The sequence below is a fragment of the Clostridium sp. TF06-15AC genome (genome assembly GCF_003481165.1).
GTDB lineage: Bacteria > Bacillota > Clostridia > Lachnospirales > Lachnospiraceae > Otoolea > Otoolea fessa.
This window is the reverse complement of sequence record NZ_QUKS01000007.1, coordinates 68,927-92,472: the sequence shown is the minus strand read 5'-3', so window position 1 is coordinate 92,472 and position 23,546 is coordinate 68,927. Positions and strand designations below refer to the sequence as shown.

25 protein-coding genes and 1 pseudogene are annotated in these 23,546 nt (G+C 49.8%); 2 read left to right on the top strand and 24 right to left on the bottom strand.

Annotation, left to right across the window (positions count from 1 at the left end; genetic code table 11):
* Positions 1–13 precede the first annotated feature (13 nt).
* The 12 genes and pseudogenes from DXC57_RS13255 to DXC57_RS13195 all read right to left on the bottom strand — a co-directional run bounded on the left by DXC57_RS13255 (position 14) and on the right by DXC57_RS13195 (position 7,731).
* Positions 14–727, bottom strand: a complete 714-nt coding sequence (locus DXC57_RS13255) for an antirestriction protein ArdA (protein WP_118626794.1) — start codon at positions 725–727, stop codon at positions 14–16.
* 4 nt (positions 728–731) lie between these two features.
* A complete protein-coding gene (locus DXC57_RS13250) occupies positions 732–1,817 on the bottom strand; it encodes a DNA cytosine methyltransferase (protein WP_118653060.1) in 1,086 nt (361 codons plus the stop codon).
* Positions 1,804–2,160: a hypothetical protein gene (locus DXC57_RS13245; protein WP_173015368.1), complete on the bottom strand. Its 357-nt coding sequence runs from the start codon at positions 2,158–2,160 to the stop codon at positions 1,804–1,806. The genes DXC57_RS13250 and DXC57_RS13245 overlap by 14 nt, the downstream gene beginning before the upstream one ends.
* A gap of 309 nt (positions 2,161–2,469) precedes the next feature.
* Positions 2,470–3,849, bottom strand: coding sequence for a ParB/RepB/Spo0J family partition protein (locus DXC57_RS13240; protein WP_118653058.1), 1,380 nt, complete (start codon positions 3,847–3,849; stop codon positions 2,470–2,472).
* Between the two features lie 45 nt (positions 3,850–3,894).
* A complete protein-coding gene (locus DXC57_RS13230) occupies positions 3,895–4,605 on the bottom strand; it encodes a 4Fe-4S ferredoxin (RefSeq protein ID WP_243101483.1) in 711 nt (236 codons plus the stop codon).
* 47 nt (positions 4,606–4,652) lie between these two features.
* Positions 4,653–5,063, bottom strand: coding sequence for a methylated-DNA--[protein]-cysteine S-methyltransferase (locus tag DXC57_RS13225; RefSeq protein WP_118653056.1), 411 nt, complete (start codon positions 5,061–5,063; stop codon positions 4,653–4,655).
* Between the two features lie 33 nt (positions 5,064–5,096).
* Positions 5,097–5,288, bottom strand: a complete 192-nt coding sequence (locus tag DXC57_RS13220; protein ID WP_279221104.1) for a nucleotidyltransferase substrate binding protein — start codon at positions 5,286–5,288, stop codon at positions 5,097–5,099.
* Positions 5,289–5,309: 21 nt separating this feature from the next.
* Positions 5,310–5,552: pseudogene (locus tag DXC57_RS13215) on the bottom strand (GNAT family N-acetyltransferase); the annotation flags it as partial.
* Positions 5,553–5,614: 62 nt separating this feature from the next.
* The gene (locus tag DXC57_RS13210) at positions 5,615–6,109 is read right to left on the bottom strand and encodes an HD domain-containing protein (protein WP_008981870.1); all 495 of its coding nucleotides are present in this window, start codon (positions 6,107–6,109) and stop codon (positions 5,615–5,617) included.
* A 37-nt stretch (positions 6,110–6,146) separates the two neighbouring features.
* Entirely contained in the window at positions 6,147–6,836 is a 690-nt protein-coding gene (locus DXC57_RS13205; RefSeq protein ID WP_118653120.1) for a class I SAM-dependent methyltransferase, read from the bottom strand.
* Positions 6,837–6,978: 142 nt separating this feature from the next.
* Positions 6,979–7,302: a hypothetical protein gene (locus DXC57_RS13200; RefSeq protein ID WP_004613237.1), complete on the bottom strand. Its 324-nt coding sequence runs from the start codon at positions 7,300–7,302 to the stop codon at positions 6,979–6,981.
* A gap of 96 nt (positions 7,303–7,398) precedes the next feature.
* Complete coding sequence (locus tag DXC57_RS13195) at positions 7,399–7,731, bottom strand: helix-turn-helix domain-containing protein (RefSeq protein WP_008373705.1); 333 nt, start codon at positions 7,729–7,731, stop codon at positions 7,399–7,401.
* Between the two features lie 140 nt (positions 7,732–7,871).
* Between DXC57_RS13195 and DXC57_RS13190 the strand changes: the two genes are divergently transcribed.
* Positions 7,872–8,225, top strand: coding sequence for a cupin domain-containing protein (locus tag DXC57_RS13190; RefSeq protein WP_117597549.1), 354 nt, complete (start codon positions 7,872–7,874; stop codon positions 8,223–8,225).
* A 108-nt stretch (positions 8,226–8,333) separates the two neighbouring features.
* On the opposite strand, the gene DXC57_RS13185 is transcribed toward DXC57_RS13190, so the two are convergent.
* From DXC57_RS13185 to DXC57_RS13130, 12 genes are all read right to left on the bottom strand, one after another.
* Positions 8,334–8,936 carry a Type 1 glutamine amidotransferase-like domain-containing protein gene (locus tag DXC57_RS13185; RefSeq protein WP_118653054.1) on the bottom strand — a complete coding sequence of 201 codons (603 nt, stop codon included), beginning with the start codon at positions 8,934–8,936 and terminating at the stop codon, positions 8,334–8,336.
* Between the two features lie 198 nt (positions 8,937–9,134).
* Complete coding sequence (locus DXC57_RS13180) at positions 9,135–9,833, bottom strand: DUF5714 domain-containing protein (RefSeq protein ID WP_118653052.1); 699 nt, start codon at positions 9,831–9,833, stop codon at positions 9,135–9,137.
* 22 nt (positions 9,834–9,855) lie between these two features.
* Complete coding sequence (gene larE, locus DXC57_RS13175) at positions 9,856–10,710, bottom strand: ATP-dependent sacrificial sulfur transferase LarE (protein ID WP_207665182.1); 855 nt, start codon at positions 10,708–10,710, stop codon at positions 9,856–9,858.
* 67 nt (positions 10,711–10,777) lie between these two features.
* Positions 10,778–12,127 (bottom strand): nickel pincer cofactor biosynthesis protein LarC, encoded by a 1,350-nt coding sequence (gene larC / locus DXC57_RS13170; protein WP_118653050.1) that lies wholly within the window; start codon positions 12,125–12,127, stop codon positions 10,778–10,780.
* A gap of 79 nt (positions 12,128–12,206) precedes the next feature.
* Positions 12,207–12,980 (bottom strand): nickel pincer cofactor biosynthesis protein LarB, encoded by a 774-nt coding sequence (larB, locus tag DXC57_RS13165; RefSeq protein WP_118653048.1) that lies wholly within the window; start codon positions 12,978–12,980, stop codon positions 12,207–12,209.
* 159 nt (positions 12,981–13,139) lie between these two features.
* Positions 13,140–13,769 (bottom strand): ATP-binding cassette domain-containing protein, encoded by a 630-nt coding sequence (locus DXC57_RS13160; protein ID WP_118653046.1) that lies wholly within the window; start codon positions 13,767–13,769, stop codon positions 13,140–13,142.
* Between the two features lies 1 nt (position 13,770).
* Positions 13,771–14,610, bottom strand: coding sequence for an ABC transporter ATP-binding protein (locus tag DXC57_RS13155; RefSeq protein WP_243101481.1), 840 nt, complete (start codon positions 14,608–14,610; stop codon positions 13,771–13,773).
* A 90-nt stretch (positions 14,611–14,700) separates the two neighbouring features.
* On the bottom strand, positions 14,701–15,510 hold the full coding sequence (locus DXC57_RS13150; protein ID WP_118653044.1) for an ABC transporter permease: 810 nt from the start codon (positions 15,508–15,510) through the stop codon (positions 14,701–14,703).
* Entirely contained in the window at positions 15,507–16,493 is a 987-nt protein-coding gene (locus tag DXC57_RS13145) for an ABC transporter permease (RefSeq protein WP_347502109.1), read from the bottom strand. The genes DXC57_RS13150 and DXC57_RS13145 overlap by 4 nt, the downstream gene beginning before the upstream one ends.
* Positions 16,486–18,180, bottom strand: coding sequence for an ABC transporter substrate-binding protein (locus DXC57_RS13140; RefSeq protein ID WP_118653042.1), 1,695 nt, complete (start codon positions 18,178–18,180; stop codon positions 16,486–16,488). The genes DXC57_RS13145 and DXC57_RS13140 overlap by 8 nt, the downstream gene beginning before the upstream one ends.
* 392 nt (positions 18,181–18,572) lie before the next feature.
* The gene (locus DXC57_RS13135) at positions 18,573–19,523 is read right to left on the bottom strand and encodes an HD domain-containing protein (protein ID WP_022358800.1); all 951 of its coding nucleotides are present in this window, start codon (positions 19,521–19,523) and stop codon (positions 18,573–18,575) included.
* A gap of 23 nt (positions 19,524–19,546) precedes the next feature.
* Positions 19,547–20,821 (bottom strand): S1C family serine protease, encoded by a 1,275-nt coding sequence (locus tag DXC57_RS13130; protein ID WP_243101480.1) that lies wholly within the window; start codon positions 20,819–20,821, stop codon positions 19,547–19,549.
* Between the two features lie 279 nt (positions 20,822–21,100).
* Here DXC57_RS13130 and DXC57_RS13125 point away from each other — a divergent pair, with 279 nt between their 5' ends.
* Positions 21,101–23,506: an endonuclease MutS2 gene (locus DXC57_RS13125; protein WP_117796702.1), complete on the top strand. Its 2,406-nt coding sequence runs from the start codon at positions 21,101–21,103 to the stop codon at positions 23,504–23,506.
* Positions 23,507–23,546: the final 40 nt, after the last annotated feature.

Genomic DNA, 23,546 nt, shown 5'->3' with positions numbered 1-23,546 from the left:
CTGGCCCGAAGTCTTACCGTTCTTCATGGGAAGTCTCCGCCTTGTCCTTTTTCGGAGCGGGTGGGGCTTCTTGAAACCGTTTGAGTGTAGCGAGAATGGAGTGGACAGGCTCGGCCTTTTCAGGATAGGCAAATATCCGGTGTTCCGGCGGAATGTCCTGCGGCCCGTGGTAATACTCCTTGAAGCCCTCCGGGACTGCCGACACATACCCACCGGGAGCGAATACGCCGCCCTCGTTGATACGCACATCCCGCCCGTATGCCTCATAATCGAAGTAGTTCTGAATGTGCTCCGGTATGTCGATAGTCCCAAGCTCGTCGGCGTAAAGACGGCCCAGCCCTTCATCATCGGAAATATCCGGGTAAAAGCGGTAAAGGTCAAGGTTCTGCGTCAGGTTTATCAAATCCTTCACGCTCCTTGTGTGGTTTCCCAAGACAAGAGCGGCTTCAAAGGTTTCCAGTCCGCCCTTATCCCGTACTTCCAGCAGGGCGTGGCCCAGCTCGTTCAGCTCGTCGATGTTCTCACATTCGTAGAGATAATCGTAGAGCCCCAGCACATCACTGTCAAAGCTGGTAAAGAACACTTCGCTGTACCGTTTCCCGTCTATCCCGATTTTGGCAAGGGCGGCCTGCAACTCCTGTGTCGTCATGGGGAAATGTACCGTTGTCCCTACCTCAATCCCCATTAAGGGGTATAGGGCTGTATTGGTTATATAGGCTTCAAACATGGGCTCATTCCTCCTTTCCGGCCCGGTCAGCCAGCACCTCATAAATCCCGGCCATAATGTAATCGGCGCAAGGGAGGGCAATCGCGTTTCCCAGTGCCTTGTAGCGTTGCAGAGGCCGGATCTCCACGCCGTCCGCCCCGTACTTTGTCCAGCCCTCTGGCAGCCCCATCAGCCGTTCGCTTTCCGTTTCCGTCAGAAAACGGATACAGCCGCCCTTCGGGTCGCCCTCATACCAGAAGGCAAAGGGCGTTACATCACTGGCTAAAAGAGTGGGAAAAGGGTCAGTTGGTAATCCGAAGCTGTTTCGGAAGGCCGTTTCTTCCTGCCTTTTTGCCGCTCCCCGCATACGGAAGCACTGAAAGGGGTGGATGACTGGTATCTGCCGCCCTGTTTCAAAAGAAGCTGTTCGATCTCCTTCGGCGGCGGCCCACCCGCCCTCTCCGCAAGGCGGAGGAAGTGGGAGCATTGGACGGGGCTTAAATAGTATGTCTGCGGCACGTCTGCCTCCAAAATCCGCCACGACGAAAATCCGCTGCCTTCGTGCCAGCCTTCGGGAGCCTGCCCAATACTGGGCGTCCATGAGTCGCCAGCACACATCAGGCGTTCCCCCTCGCACCATTCCGGCGTTTCCCCATCTTCCCGAAGGAGGCATTGGAACTTCGGTGTCCGAGAAGGCGGATAAGACGGTTCTAAAGTCCATCCGGTCATTTGTAGAAAACGCTCCCATGACGTTTTCCCAAACAGCGATAGCTGGATATAGGTTATCAGTAGCATCCCTCATTTCCTGTATGATACGAAACGCCTGATAGAACAGGCTTGATTTTGCCCCGGCAAGGCCGGAGCGGTTGCCGATCAGAGAAAGGTTCTGACAGGGGGAACCGAAGGTAATTACATGAACCGGCGGGATTTTCCCGCCGTCCACCTTCGTAATATCCCCCAAATGCACCATGTCGGGAAAGTGCCTTTTGGTTATGGAGATGGGCGCTTTTTCAATCTCACTGGCCCATACCGGACGGATACCGCACCGGGAAGCAGCCAGAGGGAACACGCCGATCCCGTCGAAAAGGCTCCCCAGCTTAATGTCCGGCATGGCCCGGGGTGCCGTGTCCCTTCACGGCAAGCACCCCTTCCAGTGTGGTCGCCGCAATGCCCAGCCGCCCGGCAACCGCAATATCATTTTTTACATCCTCGTCCACAGCGCTGCCGCAGACAATCAGGGTGTGGGAGCGCCGCAGCATATCCCGGCGCATATCAATCCCGGCCTTGTGTTCCTCGGGAACGCTGTCATTCAAAAACAGCGGCAGATACAAGAGCGGGCAGATCGGGGAAAAGCCCGCCTCATAAGCAAGGCGGCAGTAGTGGGTCGCCAGCTCCATATCAACATCCGGCTCGCCGCTCCATGCGGCGGTCAGGTATGCTAAAGGTCGTTTCATTGGTTGAACCTCCATTTCTGTTTTGGTTTAGGGAAAAGCAAGGTATCGCCCAACCCCTCCGCCCCTTCCCCCGGGAAGGGGAACAGCTCTGGAGAATTTATATCCCCGTCGCTTGATCGGGAAAAAGCATAACCGGGAGAAATCCGTCAAGGGTGCCTCTGGCACCGCCTGCGGCGGCGCTGCCCTTGACTGATTTTCCCGGCTATGCTACGGAATAACTGGCGACGGGGAATAATTTATATCTCCAGAGCTTCGGGGCGCGGGGCAGAGCCCCGCAATCCTCGGGCCACGTTGACCCGAAGTTTCGGCTTACTTTTCCTGTTCGTTTTTCTTCTCCGGCTTTTCGTGTTCCTTCTGCTGGCCCTTCCAGTCGTCCAGCAGCTTGATAATCTGGTCCTTCATTTCCCTCGGCGTAGTTTCCTTGCCGAAATACTTGCTCAGTTCCGCACCTGTCAAAATCACTTTGTCTACCTCCTTTTTGTCCTCCATCATAATGCCGTCGATCACGTCCCCGTTGAGTAGCTTCTTTTCGTCCAACTCACGCATACGCTTTGCCTGCGCCTGTGAAGGCGAGGACTGCTGGCTGTCAATGGCGACGGCGATATAGTTCTGGTTCTTCTTGCCGATATAGGAAAGCTCCACCGCCGTAGTAAAACCCAGCTTTTTTTCATCCATCAGCTTCATCAGGTCTGGAACCAGCTCATTGAGACGGATATACCGCTGCACCTGCTTGACGGCCATCTTGTTCCGCTCGGCCACGATCTCGTTGGAGCGTTTACCTGCGTCCTTCGGGTCAATCTGGCCCGAAGTGCGGGAGCCCTGGTGCTTGATGGCTTCAAGCTGCATTTTTAAGGCTTTGGCCCGCTCACTGGGGAGGATTTCTTCACGCTGGTTCAGATTGTCCTCCACCATCTGTGTGATGGCTTCATCATCTGTCAGGTTTCGGACGATACAGGGCATATCCGCATATCCGGCAAGCTCACTGGCTTTCTGGCGGCGGTGGCCGGACACGACCTCATAGCCGCCATCCTCACGGGGACGGACGATAGCGGGCTGGGTCACGCCCTTGTCCTTGACGCTGGACACCATAGCCCGCATTTCTTCATCATCCCGGACTTCAAAGGGATGGTTCTTGAAGGCGTGGAGTTCGTTCAGCTTGATATAGACGATCTGCTCCTTGCCCCGGCGTGGAGCATCCTTTGGCTTTTCGGGTCCTTTCGGAGCGGGAGCGGCCTGTATCGTTGGAGCCGTTTTTTTCTCCGGTTCCTTTTTGACCGCCTTTTCCGGTTTCTGTGCGGGAACTTTGGACTTCGGGGCTGCGTCCTTGTCCTTATTTGCTTTCGGGGGACGGCCCCGGCGCTTCGGCTGTTCCGGCTCTTTGGGTTTTTCCTCTGCTTTTTTCGGAGCCTCCGGCTGCTTTTCCGGTTTCTCCGCTTTTGCCGGGTCAGGCTTTTCCACGCCGGGAGCTGCCGCCCGTTCCTCGACTTTCTTTTCCTTCATAATTTCAGCGAAGTTATAGACAGAAACCTGTGGGTTCTTTACCTCTGGTTCCGTCTTTTTTTCCGGCTCCGGGGAAACGGAAACCTTCCCCGGCTCTTTTGGGGGAGCGGGAGGCGTTTCCTTGCCCGGCCCGCTATCCGTTACCGTCTGTTCCGGCGTTTTTGTGGTTTTATCATCTGCCATAAGCATTTACCTCCTGTTTTTTGGCATGAAAAAAGGGGCTCAACTTTTCAGTCAAGCCCCCGTGGGAAGTTCCTCCTTTCTCCGCCATGATACAAAAATACCGCCCGTAGTCTCGTTTGGGCGGTACTTTGTGTAAGATTGGCAGTCCATTATTAAGTTTTTTATTATGTTCCCTTTGTACACCGTTGCAATTCCAACTAAATAATAAACAATATTCCCTATCAAAAATGCCCAAAACATTATTCGTTCAATGTTATCCACTTTACACAAGAAAAGTACGGAAACAAAGATCAATGATACAGCAAACGCGATATACCTTATCCACCCAATTTTTCGTCTTTCATGACTTTGAGGAGTTTTATATGGTAAAAAATCAAGTATCATTGCAGTCCAACAAGCAAATCCACACCAGCCTCTTCCAAATATCAGTGGACCGAATATCTTTGCTACTGCATAATGAATTGTTGCGGCCTCGAAAACTCCAGTAAATAAGTAATACCAGAATCCCTCTATCTGCATATTTTCATTATCAATAAGTCCAAGGTAAACCAGCATATATGTACCAACAAGTAACTGGACAATTCTTCTTGCATATGGTTGATTGTTAGCCATCAACACTAGACCTAATGCTATTGACGTACCAATATAACTAAAATTCAATAAATAAAAAATATTATCTTTTGATAGCCATAACACAACAGCTACAATTTCAAAAATAATCCACATTATTAAAGCGATTATTTTAACCTTTGAATTCTTCATTCTATTTTCTATACCTCAACGCAAATCCCGATTTTTCCACTTAATAACTAAAGCGCCGTTCCTTTCTTCGGCACAAAGAAACGACTCATATCGGTATGTTCCAGCATAAGTAGTGCCACCTTCTTCTCAATTCCACCCGCATACCCAGTCAGGCTTCCACTCGTTCCCACCACGCGGTGGCATGGGATGATAATGGAAATCTCGTTATGCCCCACTGAACTGGTCGGATGCAGCGCCGGAGTAAAATCCGGTTCCTTGCCAGAAAAATAGATATCCAGCCATCTCTTTGCCTCTGTTAAAATTAGGGGTTCCTGTGAAATAACTCCGTCTGGAAGTGTATTTGCAAAATACTTCTGCCCCTCAAACCACAGACCCGTGAGCCCGATCGCGTCTGCCGCCAGCAGAATATCGCCTAACTTTGATTTATATGTACATGTATATACTGCTTTATCCTTCACCACGGACTCCTCCCAGGGTTATCGACTGCTTTTTTACATCCAATCGCTTTCTGCTTCCTCCAGCTTCTTCACAAGTGTATCTTTAAGAACCGTGAAAGCCAGAATAAAGCTATCGCATATCAGCAGAATCAACTCGTCTATTTCATCCTCATTATATATATGAACAGAGGTATTGCGTTTTTTTAACATGAGTAACCATATCTCAGCATCATTGATAAATCCGATCTTATAACCAAACTGGAATTTCTATTTGTGTTGCCATGTCATTACATAATCTTTTTCTCCGGTAGCCTCATCTAAGCCACTATGCTGAATCTCAAATCCTTCTCTCTTATAAAAAGATATTGCCCGTGCATTCTTTTGGTATACGTTCAAGTACAACTTACTCCTTTTGTCCTTTGCATAATTCAGCAGAATTTTACCTATACCCTGCGATTGCATTTCACCAGAAACAAAAATGCCCTCAACATATTCATCATTTAACCCTAGGGTTAAACTTAACTACTATTTTTTCTTTGCGATATAAAATACATAACTGTAATAATCTACTACTAATCTAAAATAAAGCGATTATAAGCTATCCTTTTTCCTGTGTTTGTTTTAAAGTTTTCATCTATACACTTTTTTATCTTTTCCTGTTCTTTTTCTTTATCCATAACCGTTAAATTTTCAAGCAAATCAGCTTCCCATTGTATTTGAAAATCAAGTCCATCAATTTTAGATGGAGTATGATGGTTGCCTATTATAAAGCATATTCTATCAATATTTTTGTTATAGCCTACCTTTTTTAATATTTCTTTCGCTACTTCTGGTCCTTCCTTTTCTTGATAGACACCATCAATAGAACCGTATTTTTTTTGTGCTTCAACCGCACCAATATCATGTAGTATAGCAATAATACTGATGAATTCTTTTTCTTCCTCTCCGATATTTTCTCCTTTCATTATATCTTCTGCATTTTTCAAAACTTTGAGAGTATGCTCTATGCCAAAAGGAATTTCTTTGAATACTTCTTTCATCTCTATAATAATTTTTTCTTTAAACATAAATTACCTCCATTTATACCTTATAGGTGTTTTAGTTCTATCTATCCACTTTTTTGTTCGCCGATACAATCAGCATCATGGGACGGCGCATTTCATTCTGCATCCCCGGAATATCCATCATGTATTCCGGCGGCTGCGGCTCCACAATATGATTTATTATAAAACCATTTGAAAGCAGTGTATTTAGATATGTGGTCAGTGTTCTATGATATTTTGTAACCTTTTCTCCCAAAAAGACAGCTGTCCGTTTGCCCTCATAATAATAATTATCCACCGGAAAATGCAGTATTTCTCCTTTTTCGTTATAATGCCAGTCTTGTGTTCCATAGGCAGTAAAAACAGGATGTTCAACCGTAAAAACTAGCTTACCACCAGACTTCAGTATTCTATATATCTTTTTTACTAAAATCTCATAATCTGCTACATAGTGAAACGCAAGTGAACTTAATATTACATCAAAACTCTCCTCTGGGAATTCCACATCTTCTATAGCACAGCATTTATATTCAACCTGTGGAAAATGTGTTTTTTCTTTGGCTACCTCGAGCATTTTATGAGAAATATCAACACCCACAACAGAAGACGCTCCGTGTTCCATCGCATAAATACAGTGCCATCCATAGCCGCATCCTAAATCAAGCACACGCTTATCTTTAAAATCCGGCAGCAGCTTTCTCAATGTTTCCCATTCTCCTGCACCGGCTAGTCCCTGCTGTGAGCGACTCATTTGACTGTATTTTTGAAAAAATATATTATCATCATATTTGTTTTCTTTTCCATATTCTACATAATTCAACCTCTTTCACCTCGCTGTAAACTTCCGATTTTTCGTTCTCTGCGACTTCCCAATAAACGGGAATTTGACTTGCCTATTTTCTTAAAATCTCATGTGGAGCTTCTATTTCATTTGCCAAGGTATGCTCTGTTAATTCTGACATCAATTTCAATTTTTTATTAATCAATGGTCGCATACAATTAGGAACATGTTCCTGATGCGCTCTGTGGATTGCTACACATTCCTTACAGTTTCCGTGATAACGACAGGCTTTCAGGCAAGGACAGTGATCTTTGTCTTTATACTCCTTACGAAATTCCGCTGCAAATTCTTCTTGCAATCTCAGTCCCTCGACACGGTTTCCCTTATGAAATTCTACCATTGCATCCAGTTCTTTCTGGTTCCCTTCAATCTTCATGTTATTATAGCGCCTCCATTTCAACTATTCCTCATTTTCTGATAAATTCCTGTTATACAAACTGGAATTGTTCGATCTTTTCAAATACTAACGTCCTTAATTCTGTTCAATAATTGATTTATAGTAGTTACCAAAGTCAGCAAGTGAATTAACAATTGGAAGCATTTTTGTTCCGAGTTCAGTTAAGCCGTATTCAACTCTCGGTGGCTGCTCATGGTAATCGTGGCGATATGCCAGCCCATCACTCATCATTTGTCTTAAACTATCTGTCAAAACCTTTTGTGAAATACCATCTATACTTCGTTGTAGCTCATTGAATCTCCATGGACGCTCTTTCAAGTTACGCAAAATCAGCAGTTTCCATTTTCCTCCGATAAGAGATACTGCTGTTGCAACTGGGCATTCCGGTAATTCTTCTTTTGCTCGCATAATTCTCACCTCCGAGTCTATTGTAACACATTCATTTTTGAGTGTACAGTTACAAAAAGGTGCGTACTTGTTTTTGTATGTGTCTCACACTATACTAATACCAAGCAACCAGAAACTACAAATTAACTATGGAGGTTATTATGGCAAATTACACAAAAACAACTATTGGAAAGGAAAACCGAATTGAGCTGCATGAAAAGTTGTCTTTAACAGGTGCAGAAATCAGTTTAAACGAACTACCTGCAGGAGCAAATGTCCCATTTGTTCATTCTCATAAAGAAAATGAAGAAATCTATGGAATTCTTTCAGGTAACGGCAAAGCCATAATTGATGGAGAAGAAATCAGTCTTTCAACTGGAGACTGGCTAAAAATCGCACCTTCTGCAAAGCGTCAGTTTTTTGCATCCGATATTTCTGGAATTACTTATATCTGCATTCAGGTAAAAGAAAATTCTCTGGAACATTTTACAGCAGAGGATGCCGTAATCGGCTAATTAAAAGTATTTATTTACAGAAATGCACAGTTCCCGATATGCTAAGAACTGTGCATTCCTTTTCTTCAATTTTACGATTTCTCAATTTTTCAAACTGGAATTTTCAAATTAGTCTTTGCAAATAACCTTTGAACCTTCACCATCGATTACAATTCCCTGACGGTTGTTAATTGGGCATAGATTCAAATCCGAAAATTCAGTCATTATTTTCTCAGTAACTTTCTTAAATGGTGCTGTAAGATAATGCGGAAGAACATAGAAATCAATCAAATCAAGCCCTGCATCATCTTCTTGTGAGTAGTCCTCCGGCTTTTCATCCATTTGTTCAATATATTGGATAGTTGGAGCGCATATAATCGCACCCGCCGATTCACCGATCATCAGTTTTCCCTTTGCCAATTCCTTCTTCAATAGCTCATCCGTTCTCGTTTTACGGAGCTGATCCATAAGGAAGAAAGAATTTCCACCAGTAAAATAGATCACATCCGCATCTTCAAAAACGGACTGTATCGTTAAATAAGCCTCCGTTGAAATATCAATTTCCGTTACGGTTGCTCCCAGTTTATTGAATAGCTTTCGAGCCGAGCCGACATAACCGGTGTAGCCTTCACGCAGCGAAGCTGTTGGAATAAATGCGACTTTTTTATTTTCAATTTCTTCCTTTATCAGACTTCCTACACTTGAAAAATGTGAACATAAAAATAGTTTCATCAATATTCTCCTTTATAAATTTCGATTTTTCCACGTAAAAAAGGATGTGCCTTTTTGTGTAATAGGGCATTCCAGGGAATTTCCTATTACACGAGAAATTGCTCTCTCATCACAGTTCACACATTATGCAAACTGCAATCCCATCTCGCACAATCTAATTATATCGCAGCTTTATTATCTCCGTTTATCCATTTATAGTCAAATACTATCATCAAATCGCCAAAATGGACAGCGCTTGCCAATACACTGATTGTTCTGAGTATAATGCGTACACTGGACTTCTGTGCATTCCATTTCGATTCCAAAATGCGTTTTTACAAAATCAACCGCCGCCAGAATCGCCAGATAAGAATCTCTTTTACAACACCTCGGACCGCCGGTGCGCGAAATCGCTTCCAGTGCTTTTGATGTCATCTGATTCGAAAGTCCCCAGGATTCCTCCGTCAGCGGCGTCGCCCCAGACAAGATAGATACAAACATACCTGCGCTGATTCCCGCTCCGCAGGCACCCCAGAATCCGCAGGTTCCTCCTGGAACGGCTTTCCCACGGTTCAGCATTTCCATCACAGATTCCCGCAGATTAATAGCACCTCCCGCATTTTTATATGCAGTAAGCAGCGCCGCTCCCACCATGACATGATGCTCCGGTCCATGCATATGGCAAAACGGTGCATCCATCATCTTCCGGACAATCTCGATCGGATTTCTGGATGTTTCGTCTATACACAGGGAAAGAATGGTGTCCAGTCCCTTCGTATGACAATCATTACAGACATAATGCCCGTTCTGGCATCTGGTCTTGCTCAATTCTTTTTTATGACATAATTCGCACTCCATCCATTCATCCTGTTCCAGATAAATAAGAGGTGCTTTACAGACAATACATTCTTCTTGCATGGGATTTCCATCTCCTTTACATTCATTTCCCGACCAGCGCGTTGAGTTTCTCCACTATATCCATACTTCCCGACCGGAAACCTTCCAGATCGAGTGTAATGTACAGAAATCCCATTTCTTTTAATGTCCTGCAGATCGTCTCCCGCTCGGCAATCGCTTTTTCAAATTTATCCGCATCCACCTCGATCCGGACAATATCGCCATGCAGGCGCAGGCGCACATTTCCGCCAAACACGCTTCGAAGATAATCTTCGCCTTTCTCAATCCGCTTCAAAACTTCCATGTCAAAGGAAGTTCCATATGGAAGGCGGGTCGCCATACATGGCATGGACGGACGGGATGCAACGGAAATTCCTAAGTCAGCCGCAAATGCCTTGACATCCTTTTTCTCCAGTCCGCACTGTGCAAGTGGACTGACGACCCCCAGCTCACGGAGTGCCTGGATACCCGGGCGGTACACATGCAGGTCGCTCTCATTGGTTCCGTCCATCACGCACGGAATCCCCTCTTCTTTTGCAAAATCCAGAAGTGTCGCGAACAGGTGGTGTTTGCAGATATAACAGCGGTTGACCGGATTCATCCGGATGGCTTCCAGCTCCATCTCATTGACCTGGATAATTTTATGGATCGCGCCCAGCTCCTTTGCCACCCGCTCCGCGATCTCCAGATCACAGGCTGGGTGCAGCATGGTGTGAAATGTCACAGCATAAACCGGCATTCCCGTCTTCTTCGCCGTATCACACGCCAGCTTGAGAATCAGGCTGCTGTCCACACCGCCCGAAAAGGCGACACAGACCGGTGCTTTCGCTTTTTCTGCCATGAAATGTTTTAAAGCTTCTCTTTTTTCTGTCTCTGATATCATTGGTTTATTTTCCATGGTTCTTGATTCTCCTCTTAATTATCTAACGAGAATGCACTGTGCCGTTTTTCAATCTCAAAAGTGCCTACTGTAAACTAATACTTCCGTCTTCCATTACTCCGTGGAATACTTCCATGAAGCGCTTCCCTGTCTCCCGGCAGATCGCGCGCACGCTCTCATACTCCGGATAGCACGTATCCACGCCGCCGCGCTTGCAGATTTTTACCTTTGCTGCCCCGTAACGGGTCTGGATCTCCTTTACTTCCCGTGGCAGTATCGTCCTCTCTACTGGATAACGGCGCACACCGATCGTGGTCGTACAGGAGAAGACAAGCTGTTCTAATTCTTCCCGTTTTTCTGCCGTTGTCAGTACATGAAGCACATACGCCGGACGGTTTTTCTTCATATATGCCGGTGTGTACCACACATCTCTGGCGCCCGCTTCCAGAAGCACCTCCATCGCATATCCCAGCGCCTCGCCGGTGCAGTCATCCAGGTTTGCCTCCATGACCCACATGGAGCTCTCGTCGTGACCGTCTTTTCCGGTTTCTACTTCCACCGTTTTATCCGTCAGAAGCATCGCCCGCAGGATATTCGCGTGCGCGAAATCCTTATTTCCGGCGCCGATACCGATCTTTTCGATCTGGTACTTCTTCGGAAGCGCCGCTTCTGTCCGGAATGCCGCCGCGATCGCCGCGCCGGTCGGCGTTACCATCTCTCCTTCGACATCCCGAAGCGTCAGTTCCAAGCCCTGTGCCGCTGCGATATTCGCCGTCGCCGGAACCGGAACCGGCATTAAACCGTGCTGGCAGCGCGCGAATCCATGACCTTCGGAAAGCGGCGATACCACCACGCGGTGGATTCCCAGATCCTCCAGGCAGAATGCCGCACTGATAACATCCACAATCGAGTCAATTGCACCGACTTCATGGAAATGAACCTCGCTGACCGGGATTCCGTGTGCTTTCGACTCTGCCCCCGCCACAATCTCAAACATCCGGCGCGCCAGGTTTTTAACGCGGTCAGATGCATCCAGACGATCGATGATCTCGAAAATGTCATGGATGTTGCGGTGGACGTGAGGATGCATATGATCGTGGGTGTGAGCGTGATCATGGCTGTGCTCATGGTCGTGAGTGTGTTCATGATCGTGATGATGCTCATGGTCGTGCTCATCATGGCTATGTTCGTGCTCATGACCATGTTCGTGGTCATGATGATGATGCTCTTCTTCCTCTAAATGTACATCGAAATCATACGCATCGATTCCACATTTCTTCGTCCGCCCAAAATGCAGATGATACCCGGATACGCCCAGGCTGTCCAATGCCCGTACCAGTTTTTCCCGGCTTGCTCCAAGATCCAACAGTGCGCCAACCGTCATATCTCCACTGATTCCAGACGCACAATCCAGATATAAGATTTTCTCATCCATTTTTACTTCTCCCTCTACTTTTCTCATTTTATTGATACATTTCCGTTTTTCGCTTTTATGCAATTATCACAAACCACTATCACTCTGCCGTCTTCTTCGGCTCCCGCACCGCCAGGCGGTTGATCTGCGCCGCCAGATATGCTGCGCCGTAGCCGTTATCTATATTTACAACCGAAATGCCGTTCGCACAGGAATTAATCATCGTGATCAATGCCGACAGTCCATGAAAACTTGCACCATAGCCGACCGAGGTCGGAACCGCAATGACCGGATTTTCCACCAGCCCGGCGACAACTGTGCCAAGCGCGCCTTCCATTCCCGCCACCGCAATCACGCAGTTTGCCCGCGCAATCACCTCGCGTTTGGATAAAAGGCGATGGATGCCCGCCACCCCTATATCATAGTAGCGCTCCACGCGGCAGCCGAAAAATTCTGCCGTTTTGGCAGCTTCCTCCGCAACCGGGATATCCGCGGTTCCGCCTGTGCAGACTGCCACCAGCCCTTCCAGCTTCCGCGGTGTCTCCGATGATTTTCTCGCCTGCAAAATTTTTGAAACCGGATCGTATTCTATCTCCGGGATGCGCGCCCGCACTAGATTCCACTGCTCCGGCGTCGCCCGCGTTCCGAGTACTTCCCCATTTTCCCGGTACAGCGTCTCGAAAATATCCGCCAGATAGGCATCCGGCTTTCCTTGGCAGAACACCGTCTCTGGGAATCCCGAACGCAATTTCCGGTGCAGATCCAGCTTCGCATACCCTAAATCTTCGTAAGGAAGATTCTTGAACGCATTCTCCGCTTCCTCAATACTCGTAGTCCCCTGTTTTACCTCTTCCAACAGCTTCCGAACGTCCATTTCTCCTCCTTACCAAATCCCGAATTATTAATCTCTTACTATCGCCCATCTTCTTGTCCTTTGGACAAGAAGCATCCCTCGCTCTTATGAGCTCGGTCAATCCCGATTGTTCCATTCCGCTCGGTCAATCCCGATTTTCTCTGTCAATATGTGAACCGGCTAAACTGCTGCCATCTTTTCCTGCAATGCCTTTAAATCAATCCGCCGCGTGCAAATCCGCTTCAAAAGAGATTCCGAATGGCTCACAATCACCATTCCCAGCTCCCGCTCCTTTGCCTCATGCAAAAGCGCCTGCCAGATCTGGCTCTGGGTCACTGCGTCAAACATCGCGGTAATCTCATCCGCCAGCAGATACCGCGGATTTGCCGCCAGCGCTCTGGCAATACAGAACCGCTGCAGTTCGCCGCCGGAAAGCTCCGATGGAAAACGATCCAGCCATTCTTCCCGGATGCCAAGCCGTCCCCGGCTCTCCCCATCCACCTGACCGCCCTCACTGAGAACCTGGCGCATCCGCCAGCATGGGTTGAGCGCCTGCTCCGGGTGCTGCCAGATTAACTGCACCGGCATACAGCCCCGGATATTCTCAATCGGTATGCTGTCAATCTCTACCGTTCCCGCCTCCGGTCTCTCATATCCCGCCAGCAGGCGGCACAGCGTCGTTTTTCCATATCCGCTCGGCGCCACCAGACCCACGCGCTCTCCTGGCTCAATTTTCAGGGAAATACGCGTCAGCACGTGGCGCCCTCCATTTTCATACGAAAAAGATAGGTTTTCTGCCTTTAGTGACATCTCATTCTCCTCCAAAAAATTCATGTTCCGGCAGTGCCCGGTAGAGCGCCTGCGTGTATGGCTCTTTCAGATTCCGTCCCTCCCGGAAGTTCTCCGGCTTTACTTCCTCCAGAATCGTCCCGTCATAAAACACCAGAATCCGGTCCGCCATCTCAATCGCCAGTTCCAGATCATGAGTAATCAGAAGCACCGCTGCCCCGTCCTGTGCCATCTCTTTTAAATGACGGATCACATGGCGCGCGGTCATCGCCTCCAGCCCCGGTGTCGGTTCATCCGCCACAATCAGCCTCGGCTCCTGCATCAGTGCCGCTGCCATCAGGACGCGCCGCGCCATGCCGCCCGACAGCTCAAATGGATAACATTTTTCCACTGATTCATCCAGCCCGTACCGCTTCAAAAGCTGGCGGCATTTTGCCCGCGTCGCTTCATCTTTTCTGCCGCCACAGATCTGATCCCCGACCCGCATCAACGGATCGAGATAGGAAACCCCCTGCGGAATCAGGGAAATCCCATTGCCCCGCAGCCCGGCAAGCCGCGTCTCATCCAGAACCTCTCCCTGATAGGAAATTTTTCCTTCCATCCGGCAGTTGTACGGCAAGATCCCCAGAATCGCGTGCGCCAGCAGGCTTTTTCCCGAACCACTCGCCCCGACCACCGCCGTCAGCTCCCCACTGAAAAGTTTGCAGGAAAGGTCGCGGAGCGGATGGAGTTCGCGCCGTCTAAGCCCACGCGCATACTGCGTAAAATATAAGTTTAGATTTTGAATTTTCAATATCGGCTTTTCCATGGAATCACGATTTTCACGCAATCTCCGTTCTTTGAGAACATCTGTCTGTTCCAAATCTGATAGCCGCATCGTTTTTGATTGTTTTTGTCTTAATCGCATCATTTTATCAAAATATATGTTTTTCTGCCTCATTCCCAGCATCCTCTACTCATGCGCGCTCCCCGGATCCATCAGCCGCCCCAGGCTCTGCCCGATCGCCTGAAATCCCAGCGTTACCAGCACCAGTGCCGCGCCCGGAAAGAGCGCCAGCCACCATTTTCCGGTAATCAGGTACGACATACTCTCGGATAAAATAACACCGATCGCCGGTTGCTCGGAGGAAAGACCGAAGCCCAGAAAGGTCACGCCAGCCTCATGAAGAATCGCATGGGGAAAGAGAAGAATTAACCCGGTCACAAATTGCCGCGATACCTGCGGGACGATGTGGTTCCAGGCAATCCACCAGGGCTTTTTCCCCAGTTTTTCGGAGATCCGCACATACGGACTTTCCCGGATCTGTAAGATTTCCGCCCGCAAAAGTCTCGCCAGCGACGCCCAGTGCGTCAGGGCAATCCCGGCTGCCACACCCCGGAATCCCTTTCCCAGACTGTAGGAAATCAGGATCAGGAGAATCATGTGCGGGATTCCCATTACCAGATTAATCAGCCCGCATACCAATGAATCTATCAGTCCCCCGCCAAGCGACGCCAGCAATGCAAGCGCCAATGCCACCGCGGCGCTGATCGCCGCGGTCAGAAGCCCCAGCCGGATGCTTAAAGAAAGCCCCGCAACCGTCCGTTTCAGCATATCCCGCCCCATCCAGTCGGTTCCAAACAGCCCGCCGGTTCCCGGAGGCAGGTTTTTTCTCGCAAAATCGACCTGCTGTGCGGCATCCTCCCAGACGATTCCAAGCACTGTCACCAGAATCAGGAAAAGGAGGGAAATTCCCAGCAGCCAGAGTGTTTTCTTTCTCATGCCCTGCCTCCTTTCCTAAGTCTCGGATCGACCAGCCGGTACAGCCCATCCGCCGCTGCATTTCCTGCAAATACAAGCACGGCACTGATGAGTGTAATTCCCATCAGAAGCGGGATATCGCTTCCCAGCCCCGCCGTGACCGCCGCCTGTCCGAGTCCCGGATAGGAAAAGACCTGTTCCACCAGCACCGAACCGCCGAAAATCTCGCTGATCGAGCCAAATTGCAGCGTAATTACCGGGAGAAGCAGGTTGCGGAGTCCATGCCGGAAAATCAGCCGCCAGCCGCTCTCGCCCCGCGCCCGCGCATAGAGTACGTAATCACTTTCCAGAATCTCAATCACTTTTTCGCGCGTGTGCATCGCAATCGAAGAAATCCCTGTCAGTCCCAGCGTACACGCCGGCAGAAATGCGTGATACAGGCGATCCGCCAGGCTGACCTCGTCCGCCGCCATTCCCACCGGGACACTGAACCCGATTGGGAAGATGGGAAGCTGCACTGTAAAGAGAAGCAGCAGCACCAGCGCCAGCCAGAAGGACGGCGTTCCCGCGATCACGATGCAATAGCCCGTAATCAGGCGATCCACCCACTTGCCCCGTTTTGCCGCCGCTGCAATTCCTAAAAATATCCCCACGATTCCCGAAAACAGCCACGCAGACAGAAGGAGCCACACTGACGCAGACGCCTTTTCCGCGATCACCTCCAGCACCGGTCTGCGGTACAGAAGGGAAATGCCAAAATTACCATGACAGATGCCCGAAATCCAGCTAAAGAAGCGCTTCCAGACCGGCACACCAACGCCCCAGTACGCCTGCAGCTTCTCGATCTGCTCCGGCGCCATCGAGCCGAGCGCCGTCTGCCCGACATTCGTCTGCAGCGGATCGACCGGAGACATCGACACCAGCAGAAACGATACCAGACTGACTGCCAAAAGCAGCAGAATCAGGTGCAGCAGACTGCGCCCAAACCATTTCATCCTACTCATAGTACCACCGATCGACATTGTTGACGATGGACCAGCCGTGACCGTGCGGATGCACCTTCTGCTCTGCGACATGAAGCCCGTCTCTCACCCAGTACAGATGATCGACATTCACCAGCCAGATCCACGGAAGATCACCCTCGGCTGAAACACCCGTCTCGCCGTCCCACTGCGCCTTTTTCCACAATTCATACGAACTTTCCAGATCCGGTGCTGCCAGGGCCTCATCCATATAAGCGTCCACAGTCTCATTCGCATACGGCGAATATTCTGCCAGCCCCGTATCTGCCTTTGTATGGTAAATATTATAAAATTCCATCGGCGTGTGCGCGCCCCAGCCCCAGAGAAGCGGCTGCGACTGTGCCTCGTCATACGCAGTATCCCAGCCGGTGCCGCGGATCGATGCGTCAATTCCAATCTCTTTTAACTGCTGTGCCGTATCGGCTGCCAGCGCCTGACGCACCGAATCCCCGGTCGGATAGAGAAATTCCAGAATGGCTTTCACTCCATCCTTTTCGCGGATGCCGTCAGCATTTTTCTTCCATCCCGCCGCACCCAGCATCTCTTCCGCCTTCTCCACATCATAGGAAATGTTCTCCATTTCATCGTTGTACCACGGCATCTTGTCACAGACACTATATGCCGGGCTGCCGTAACCATTTAACACATGATCGATCATTTCCTGCCGGTCAATCGCCAGGTTGATCGCCCGGCGCACCTGCACATCCGCGGTAAAATCATTGCCGATTTTTACGCCATCCTCCCGTACCGTCTCCGGCACCGCCGGGAGGTTAAATCCACGGTTGTCCACCGTCTCACAGTCCAAAAGACTGAATTCTGGAACCGACTGGTCTGCATAGGACGCCGCCGTGTACGCCACATCCACCTGCCCGGCGCGCACCGCCGCAAATGCCGCATCCTCTTCCATAAAGAGAATCGTGACCTGCCGCATCTTCGGCGCATCCCCATAATAATCCGGGTTGGCTTCCAGAATCACCTGCTGCCCCTTGTCCCACTGTTTCAGGATATATCGCCCGGAACCGATCGGATGTGTGCCGTAATCCGTTCCATATGCATGCTCCGGCACAATTCCCGTCACCGCCATCGTGTATGACCAGATAGCAAACGGGCGTTCCATCTCAAACACAACCGTCACATCATCGATCGCCTCCGCCTGTTTCAGCATTGAAAAATCGTTGACGGAACTCGTCTTTTTCAATGTGTTATAAGTGAATGCCACATCCTCCGCGGTCAGCGCCTCGCCATCCGTGAATTTCGCATCGTCGCGGATCGTCACCGTCCATGTCATTCCATCCTCGGAGGTCTCCACATCTGTCGCCAGATCATACCCGATACTCAAATCTGCTTCTGTCACTGTCAGGGTACTCTGGATCAGCGGTTCATGCATATGCTCGCCCGCGCCCCAGCCATATGCCGGATCAAAGCCCGCCTCCGGCTCTGAAGTCGGCGGCATCGCGATAATAACGCTTATTTGGGTATTTTCCGCTGCATTTTCGCCGTTTTCAACATTTTCCGTCTGTTCTGCGCCGGAACCGCCTTTCTGCGCCTGATTTCCAGCGTTTCCGCATCCGGAAAGCATGACTGCCGCCGCTAAGGCAGTGACGCCAAGTGCCCTGGCTTCTCCGAACACCTTTCCAATGATTTTGCCTGTATTTTCTCGTTTTTTCATATTTTCTGTTGTACCCCTATATTTTTCTTTATGAAACAAAAGGATATCAGAAAAGTGCGGTCCCTGCTGAACCGCTGTACCTTCCTGGTATCCTTCTCCATTTTTCTTATTTATCTCAGTTAAAAAAGAATGTGCCTTGGCACATTCTCGTGCCGGGCGCGGTCGCTTGCGACATGTTTCTTCTTCGCGCGAGTGCGCATCCCGCGGAGCGTTTTTTGTTTCATAGGACGCAATTCCCTATGAAACGAGAAGACTCCCACCTCTTTAGGTGGTGAGTCCTGATTCCTATTTTTTCGTTCCCCCGCTTCTGCAAGGCAGCATCTGCTTGTGCAGCGCTGTTTTCTTTTTCTTATATACATTTAGACTCATTTTAGATGTCTGTTATCTTATTATTATTCCGTCGGCGTCGTCTTTCTCACATTCGTCTCCAGGAAACGGTTATATCCGAGCCAGCCCGGATTCTCCCCGCCGCTCTTTAAAACTTCCAGCATCGTCTCCATCTTCGCATCGGTATTGTCCGCGAAATTCAATGCCAGCGCCTCCAGAAGCGCCGGTTTCTTTGGGGAACCGTACTCTAATTCGCCGTGGTGCGCAAGGATGCAGTGCTTTAACTCCGCCGCTGTCTTTGCCGGGAATCCCGGAATCTCCTTAATACGGTCTGCAACCATCATCGTGCCGATCACGATATGACCTAAGAGCTGACCGTCGTCCGTATAATCATTTTCCGGAAATGCGGATAATTCCTGCACTTTTCCGATGTCGTGGAACAGCGCCGCCGTCAGAAGCAGATCGCGGTTCAGCGCCGGATATGACTTCGTGTAGAAATCACAGAGTTTCATAACACTTAACGTATGTTCCAAAAGTCCGCCCACAAAACCATGATGCACACTCTTCGCCGCCGAATGGAAGCAGAATTTCTTCACAAATGCCTTATCTTCCAGGAAATAGCTGGATGCCAGCTTTTTCAGGTACGGATTCTGGAAAGACTGCACCAGAGCCGTCAGCTCCTGATACATTATCTTGATATCCTTTGAGCTGACCGGAAGGTAATCGCTTTCCTGATACTCGCCCTCGTCCGCCTTGCGTATGCGCTTGATATTTAACTGGTTGGAACCCTGGAAAACCGTCACATCGCCGTCCACATAGACGTACTGCAGCGGCTCAAAATCATTGATGCCCGGGGAACTTAAATCCCAGATTTTGCAGTCTACCGTGCCTGTTTTATCCTGAAGCAGCACGGAAGCGTACTCTTTTCCGTTTTTCGTCACCGCGTGCTGTTTCGTCTTACATAAATATACGTCCGAGACTCTCATTCCTTCCCGGAACTGTTCAATATATCTCATTCTGCCTATATCCTCCTGAATTTCTATCTGGCGCGCAGAGATACCAAAAATGGAATTTCCGTGTATCCGTCGCGCCCTTTCCGCATCACATTTACCGATACAGACACGCCGCTCGCGGAATTTTCAATCTGCGCCTGGAGATCTTTGAAACTTCCGATCTCCTTTGTGCCAAATTTCACAATAATATCGCCGGGCTGGATGCCAGCGTCATATGCCGGGCTGCCGGAGACTGCCTCCGTCACGTAAACGCCCGCCGGAATGCCGCTCCCCTGCATCGCACGGCTCACATCCTGTCCCAGGATGCCCAGATATGCCGCCGAAGCGCCATTCGTCAGCCGCTCCAGAATCGGCTTGTAGCTGGAAATGGTGTACGCCGCCGTCCGATCTGTACAGCTCTCGCTGCGGCAGGACTCCGATGTCCAGCCGACCATCTCTCCGGCTGTATTGATCAAAAAGGTACCCGTCTGCGAATTGCTGCTGATATCCGCATACAGGATCCGCGTCAGTCCATCTGTAATCTGCACATTGCGCGCCACGTAGGATACCGTTCCGAACGAAAGCGAATGCACCTGTCCGGACGGACCGCCGATACCTACGAGGACATCGCCTGCCTTGACCGTATATGAATTGGCAAGTGAAAGCACCTGCACCTTTTTCCGCTCTTCTTCCGGCAGATTGCCGGACGGCACCGCCACAACTGCCATTCCGAGCACTTCGTCAATCTGGCGCACTGTACCAGCGATCTTCGTTCCATCCGAAAATCTCACATTGATCGAATCTGCCGCCCGCACCGCATCGGCGTAAGTAAAGATCAGAAATTCTCCATCACTCTCCGCGATGACTGCACCTGCATAATCACCCGTATTTTCCACCGGATTTCCAAATATATCCGTATCCTGTTTGCCGGAGCTGACCGTCACGATCGACTTATCACCCAGTTCCCCGATTCCACGCAGCACCGACGTCATCGAATTGAAATTGTCTACGGAAAACTGATAGCTGGAAAGCGCCTCGCTGACCGCCTCATCAATCTCCTGCTCCATTTGTTCCGGCTGCGCTGTCATATCCGCATCTGCACCGTCCGACGGCGAAACAGAGTCCGGATCGTCCTTGGAAAACTCGACTGAGGATGTCTCCTGCATCCCATTTTCCTGAAAACACCGATCCGCAAACGGCTTTACCGCCGCAAACGAAACCGCCGCGACTCCTCCAAATGCGGCTGACGCGCATACAAAGAGAGCCACCCGCTTCGCAATCTGTTTTCTGGTCAGCGGCGGCTTCACTATCGTTTCTCTCATGAATTCCCGTTTTTCCTTTTTTTCAAGTTCTTCTGAATCCGGCATTTCACTTTCCCCTTTGCATAACATATCCTAATTATACTTTCCTTCTTAAGGTTATGCAAGAAAAAAGTGCGAATGCTTGGCTAGACGGCGGGGAATGTGATATAATGTGAACACTTGACGAGGTCTTTTCGAGTCTAGTGAGAACTTATACCTGACCACTTAATGAGGTCTTTCACGAATTTAGTGGTCACGGTATCATGTGAACACCATTTAAATTAAGAGGATTACCACAACATGAATGAAAAAGCATTAAAAACTCTCGAATATACAAAGATCATCGACCAGCTCACGGAGTACGCCTCCACGGAGATGGGAAAACAGATGTGCCGGGAACTGCAGCCGTCCTGTGATCTGGGGACGATCCGGCAGAGCCAGACGGAGACGACCGATGCCCTGACGCGCGTCCGCATGAAGGGAAGTCTCTCCTTCGGCGGCGTGAAGGATGTGCGTGGTTCCATGAAACGTCTGGAAATCGGAAGTTCCCTGGGGATCCCGGAGCTTCTCGCTGTCAGCTCCCTGCTGACAGTCGCTGCCCGCGCGCAGAGCTACGGGCGCCATGAGAAATCCGAAGAATTTCCAGATGATTCCCTTGATGAGCGCTTCCGCGCCCTGGATCCGCTGACGCCGGTCAACAATGAGATCAAGCGCTGCCTGCCATCCGAGGATGAGGTCAGCGATGACGCAAGTCCGGGACTTGCCAAAGTGCGCCGCTCCATGAAGATTGTGGGCGGACGCGTCCATACCCAGTTAAATTCTATTTTAAATTCCAGCCGGACCTATTTACAGGATGCCGTCATCACAATGCGCGACGGGCGCTACTGCCTGCCGGTCAAGGCTGAGTATAAATCCCAGGTCCCAGGCATGGTGCACGACCAGTCCTCGACCGGTTCGACTGTATTTATCGAGCCGCTCGCGATCGTCAAGCTGAACAACGAACTGCGCGAGCTGGAAATCCAGGAAAAACGGGAAATTGAGTTCGTTCTGGCAGCTCTTTCCAGCCAGCTTATGCCTTACACCGACGCGATCCTCTCGGATCTTTCGATTCTGGCAGAGCTCGATTTTATTTTCGCAAAGGCAGCTCTTTCCCGCCACTATAACTGCGTGGAACCGAAATTTAACAACAAACGGTATATCAATATCAAGGACGGACGCCATCCGCTCTTAAATCCGAAACAGGTCGTTCCGATCAACATCTGGGTTGGCGATTCGTTTGACCTTCTGATTGTGACGGGTCCAAACACGGGTGGTAAAACCGTTTCTTTAAAAACCGTCGGACTCTTTACCCTGATGGGACAGTCAGGACTCCATATCCCGGCATTTGAGGGATCCGAGCTGGCTGTTTTTGACAATGTATTTGCCGACATTGGCGATGAGCAGAGCATCGAGCAGAATCTGAGTACATTCTCCGCCCATATGACGAATATCGTTTCGATTTTAAATGAGGCGGACGCCAATTCGCTCTGTCTCTTCGATGAGCTCTGTTCCGGTACCGACCCGACCGAGGGCGCGGCGCTGGCGATTGCGGTTTTAAATTTCCTGCACAACATGACCTGCCGGACAATCGCAACCACGCATTACAGCGAATTAAAAGTCTTTGCGCTGACCGCGCCAGGCGTTGAAAATGCCTGCTGCGAATTCAACGTCGAGACTCTCCGCCCGACCTACCGCCTGCTCATCGGTATTCCAGGAAAAAGTAATGCATTTGCCATTTCCCGCAAGCTGGGGCTGCCGGATTATATCATCGACGAGGCGAAAAACCAGATGGAGCAGAAGGACGAATCCTTCGAGGATCTGCTTGCCAATCTGGAAAACAGCCGCGTGACCATTGAAAAAGAGCGCGAAGAGATCGCCTCCTATAAACAGGAAATTGAAACGCTGAAGAACCGCCTCCAGCAGAAGGAAGAACGTTTCTCCGAGCAGAAGGAAAAAATGCTTTCCAAAGCCCGCGAGGAAGCTCAGAAGATCCTTCAGGATGCAAAGGACACCGCCGATCAGACGATCCGCAACATCAACAAGCTTGCCAAGTCTTCCGGCGTCAATAAAGAACTGGAAGCCGAGCGGACCAAGCTGCGCGGCAAGATCCAGGATGTAGACAAGAAACTGGCAGTTAAGAAAACCGCCGCACCGAAAAAAGCCGTTTCCGCGAAAAAGCTGCGTCTCGGCGATACCGTGCGCGTTCTCTCGATGAATTTAAAGGGAACCGTCAGCTCCCTGCCGAACGCCAAGGGCGATCTGTATGTACAGATGGGAATTCTGCGCTCCCTCGTCAATATCCGCGATCTGGAAATGGTCGAGGAAGCATCCATCACCGGACCGGGACTTTCCGGCACGCATACGGGCGGTTCCCGCGGATCCGGAAGCGGAAGCAGCAAGATCAAGATGTCCAAGTCCTTCAGCGTATCGCCGGAGGTCAACCTGATTGGCATGACCGTCGATGAGGCGATCCCGGTACTCGACAAATACCTGGATGATGCCTACCTGGCGCATCTTCCGCAGGTCCGCGTCGTACATGGTCGTGGAACCGGCGCTTTGAAAGCGGGCGTACACCGCCACTTGAAGAAATTAAGCTATGTCAAGGAATACCGGCTTGGCGAGTTTGGCGAAGGCGATACAGGCGTTACAATCGTGACATTTAAATAAGAAATATCCATAACTGTGAAGGTACTGAACAGTTACAAAT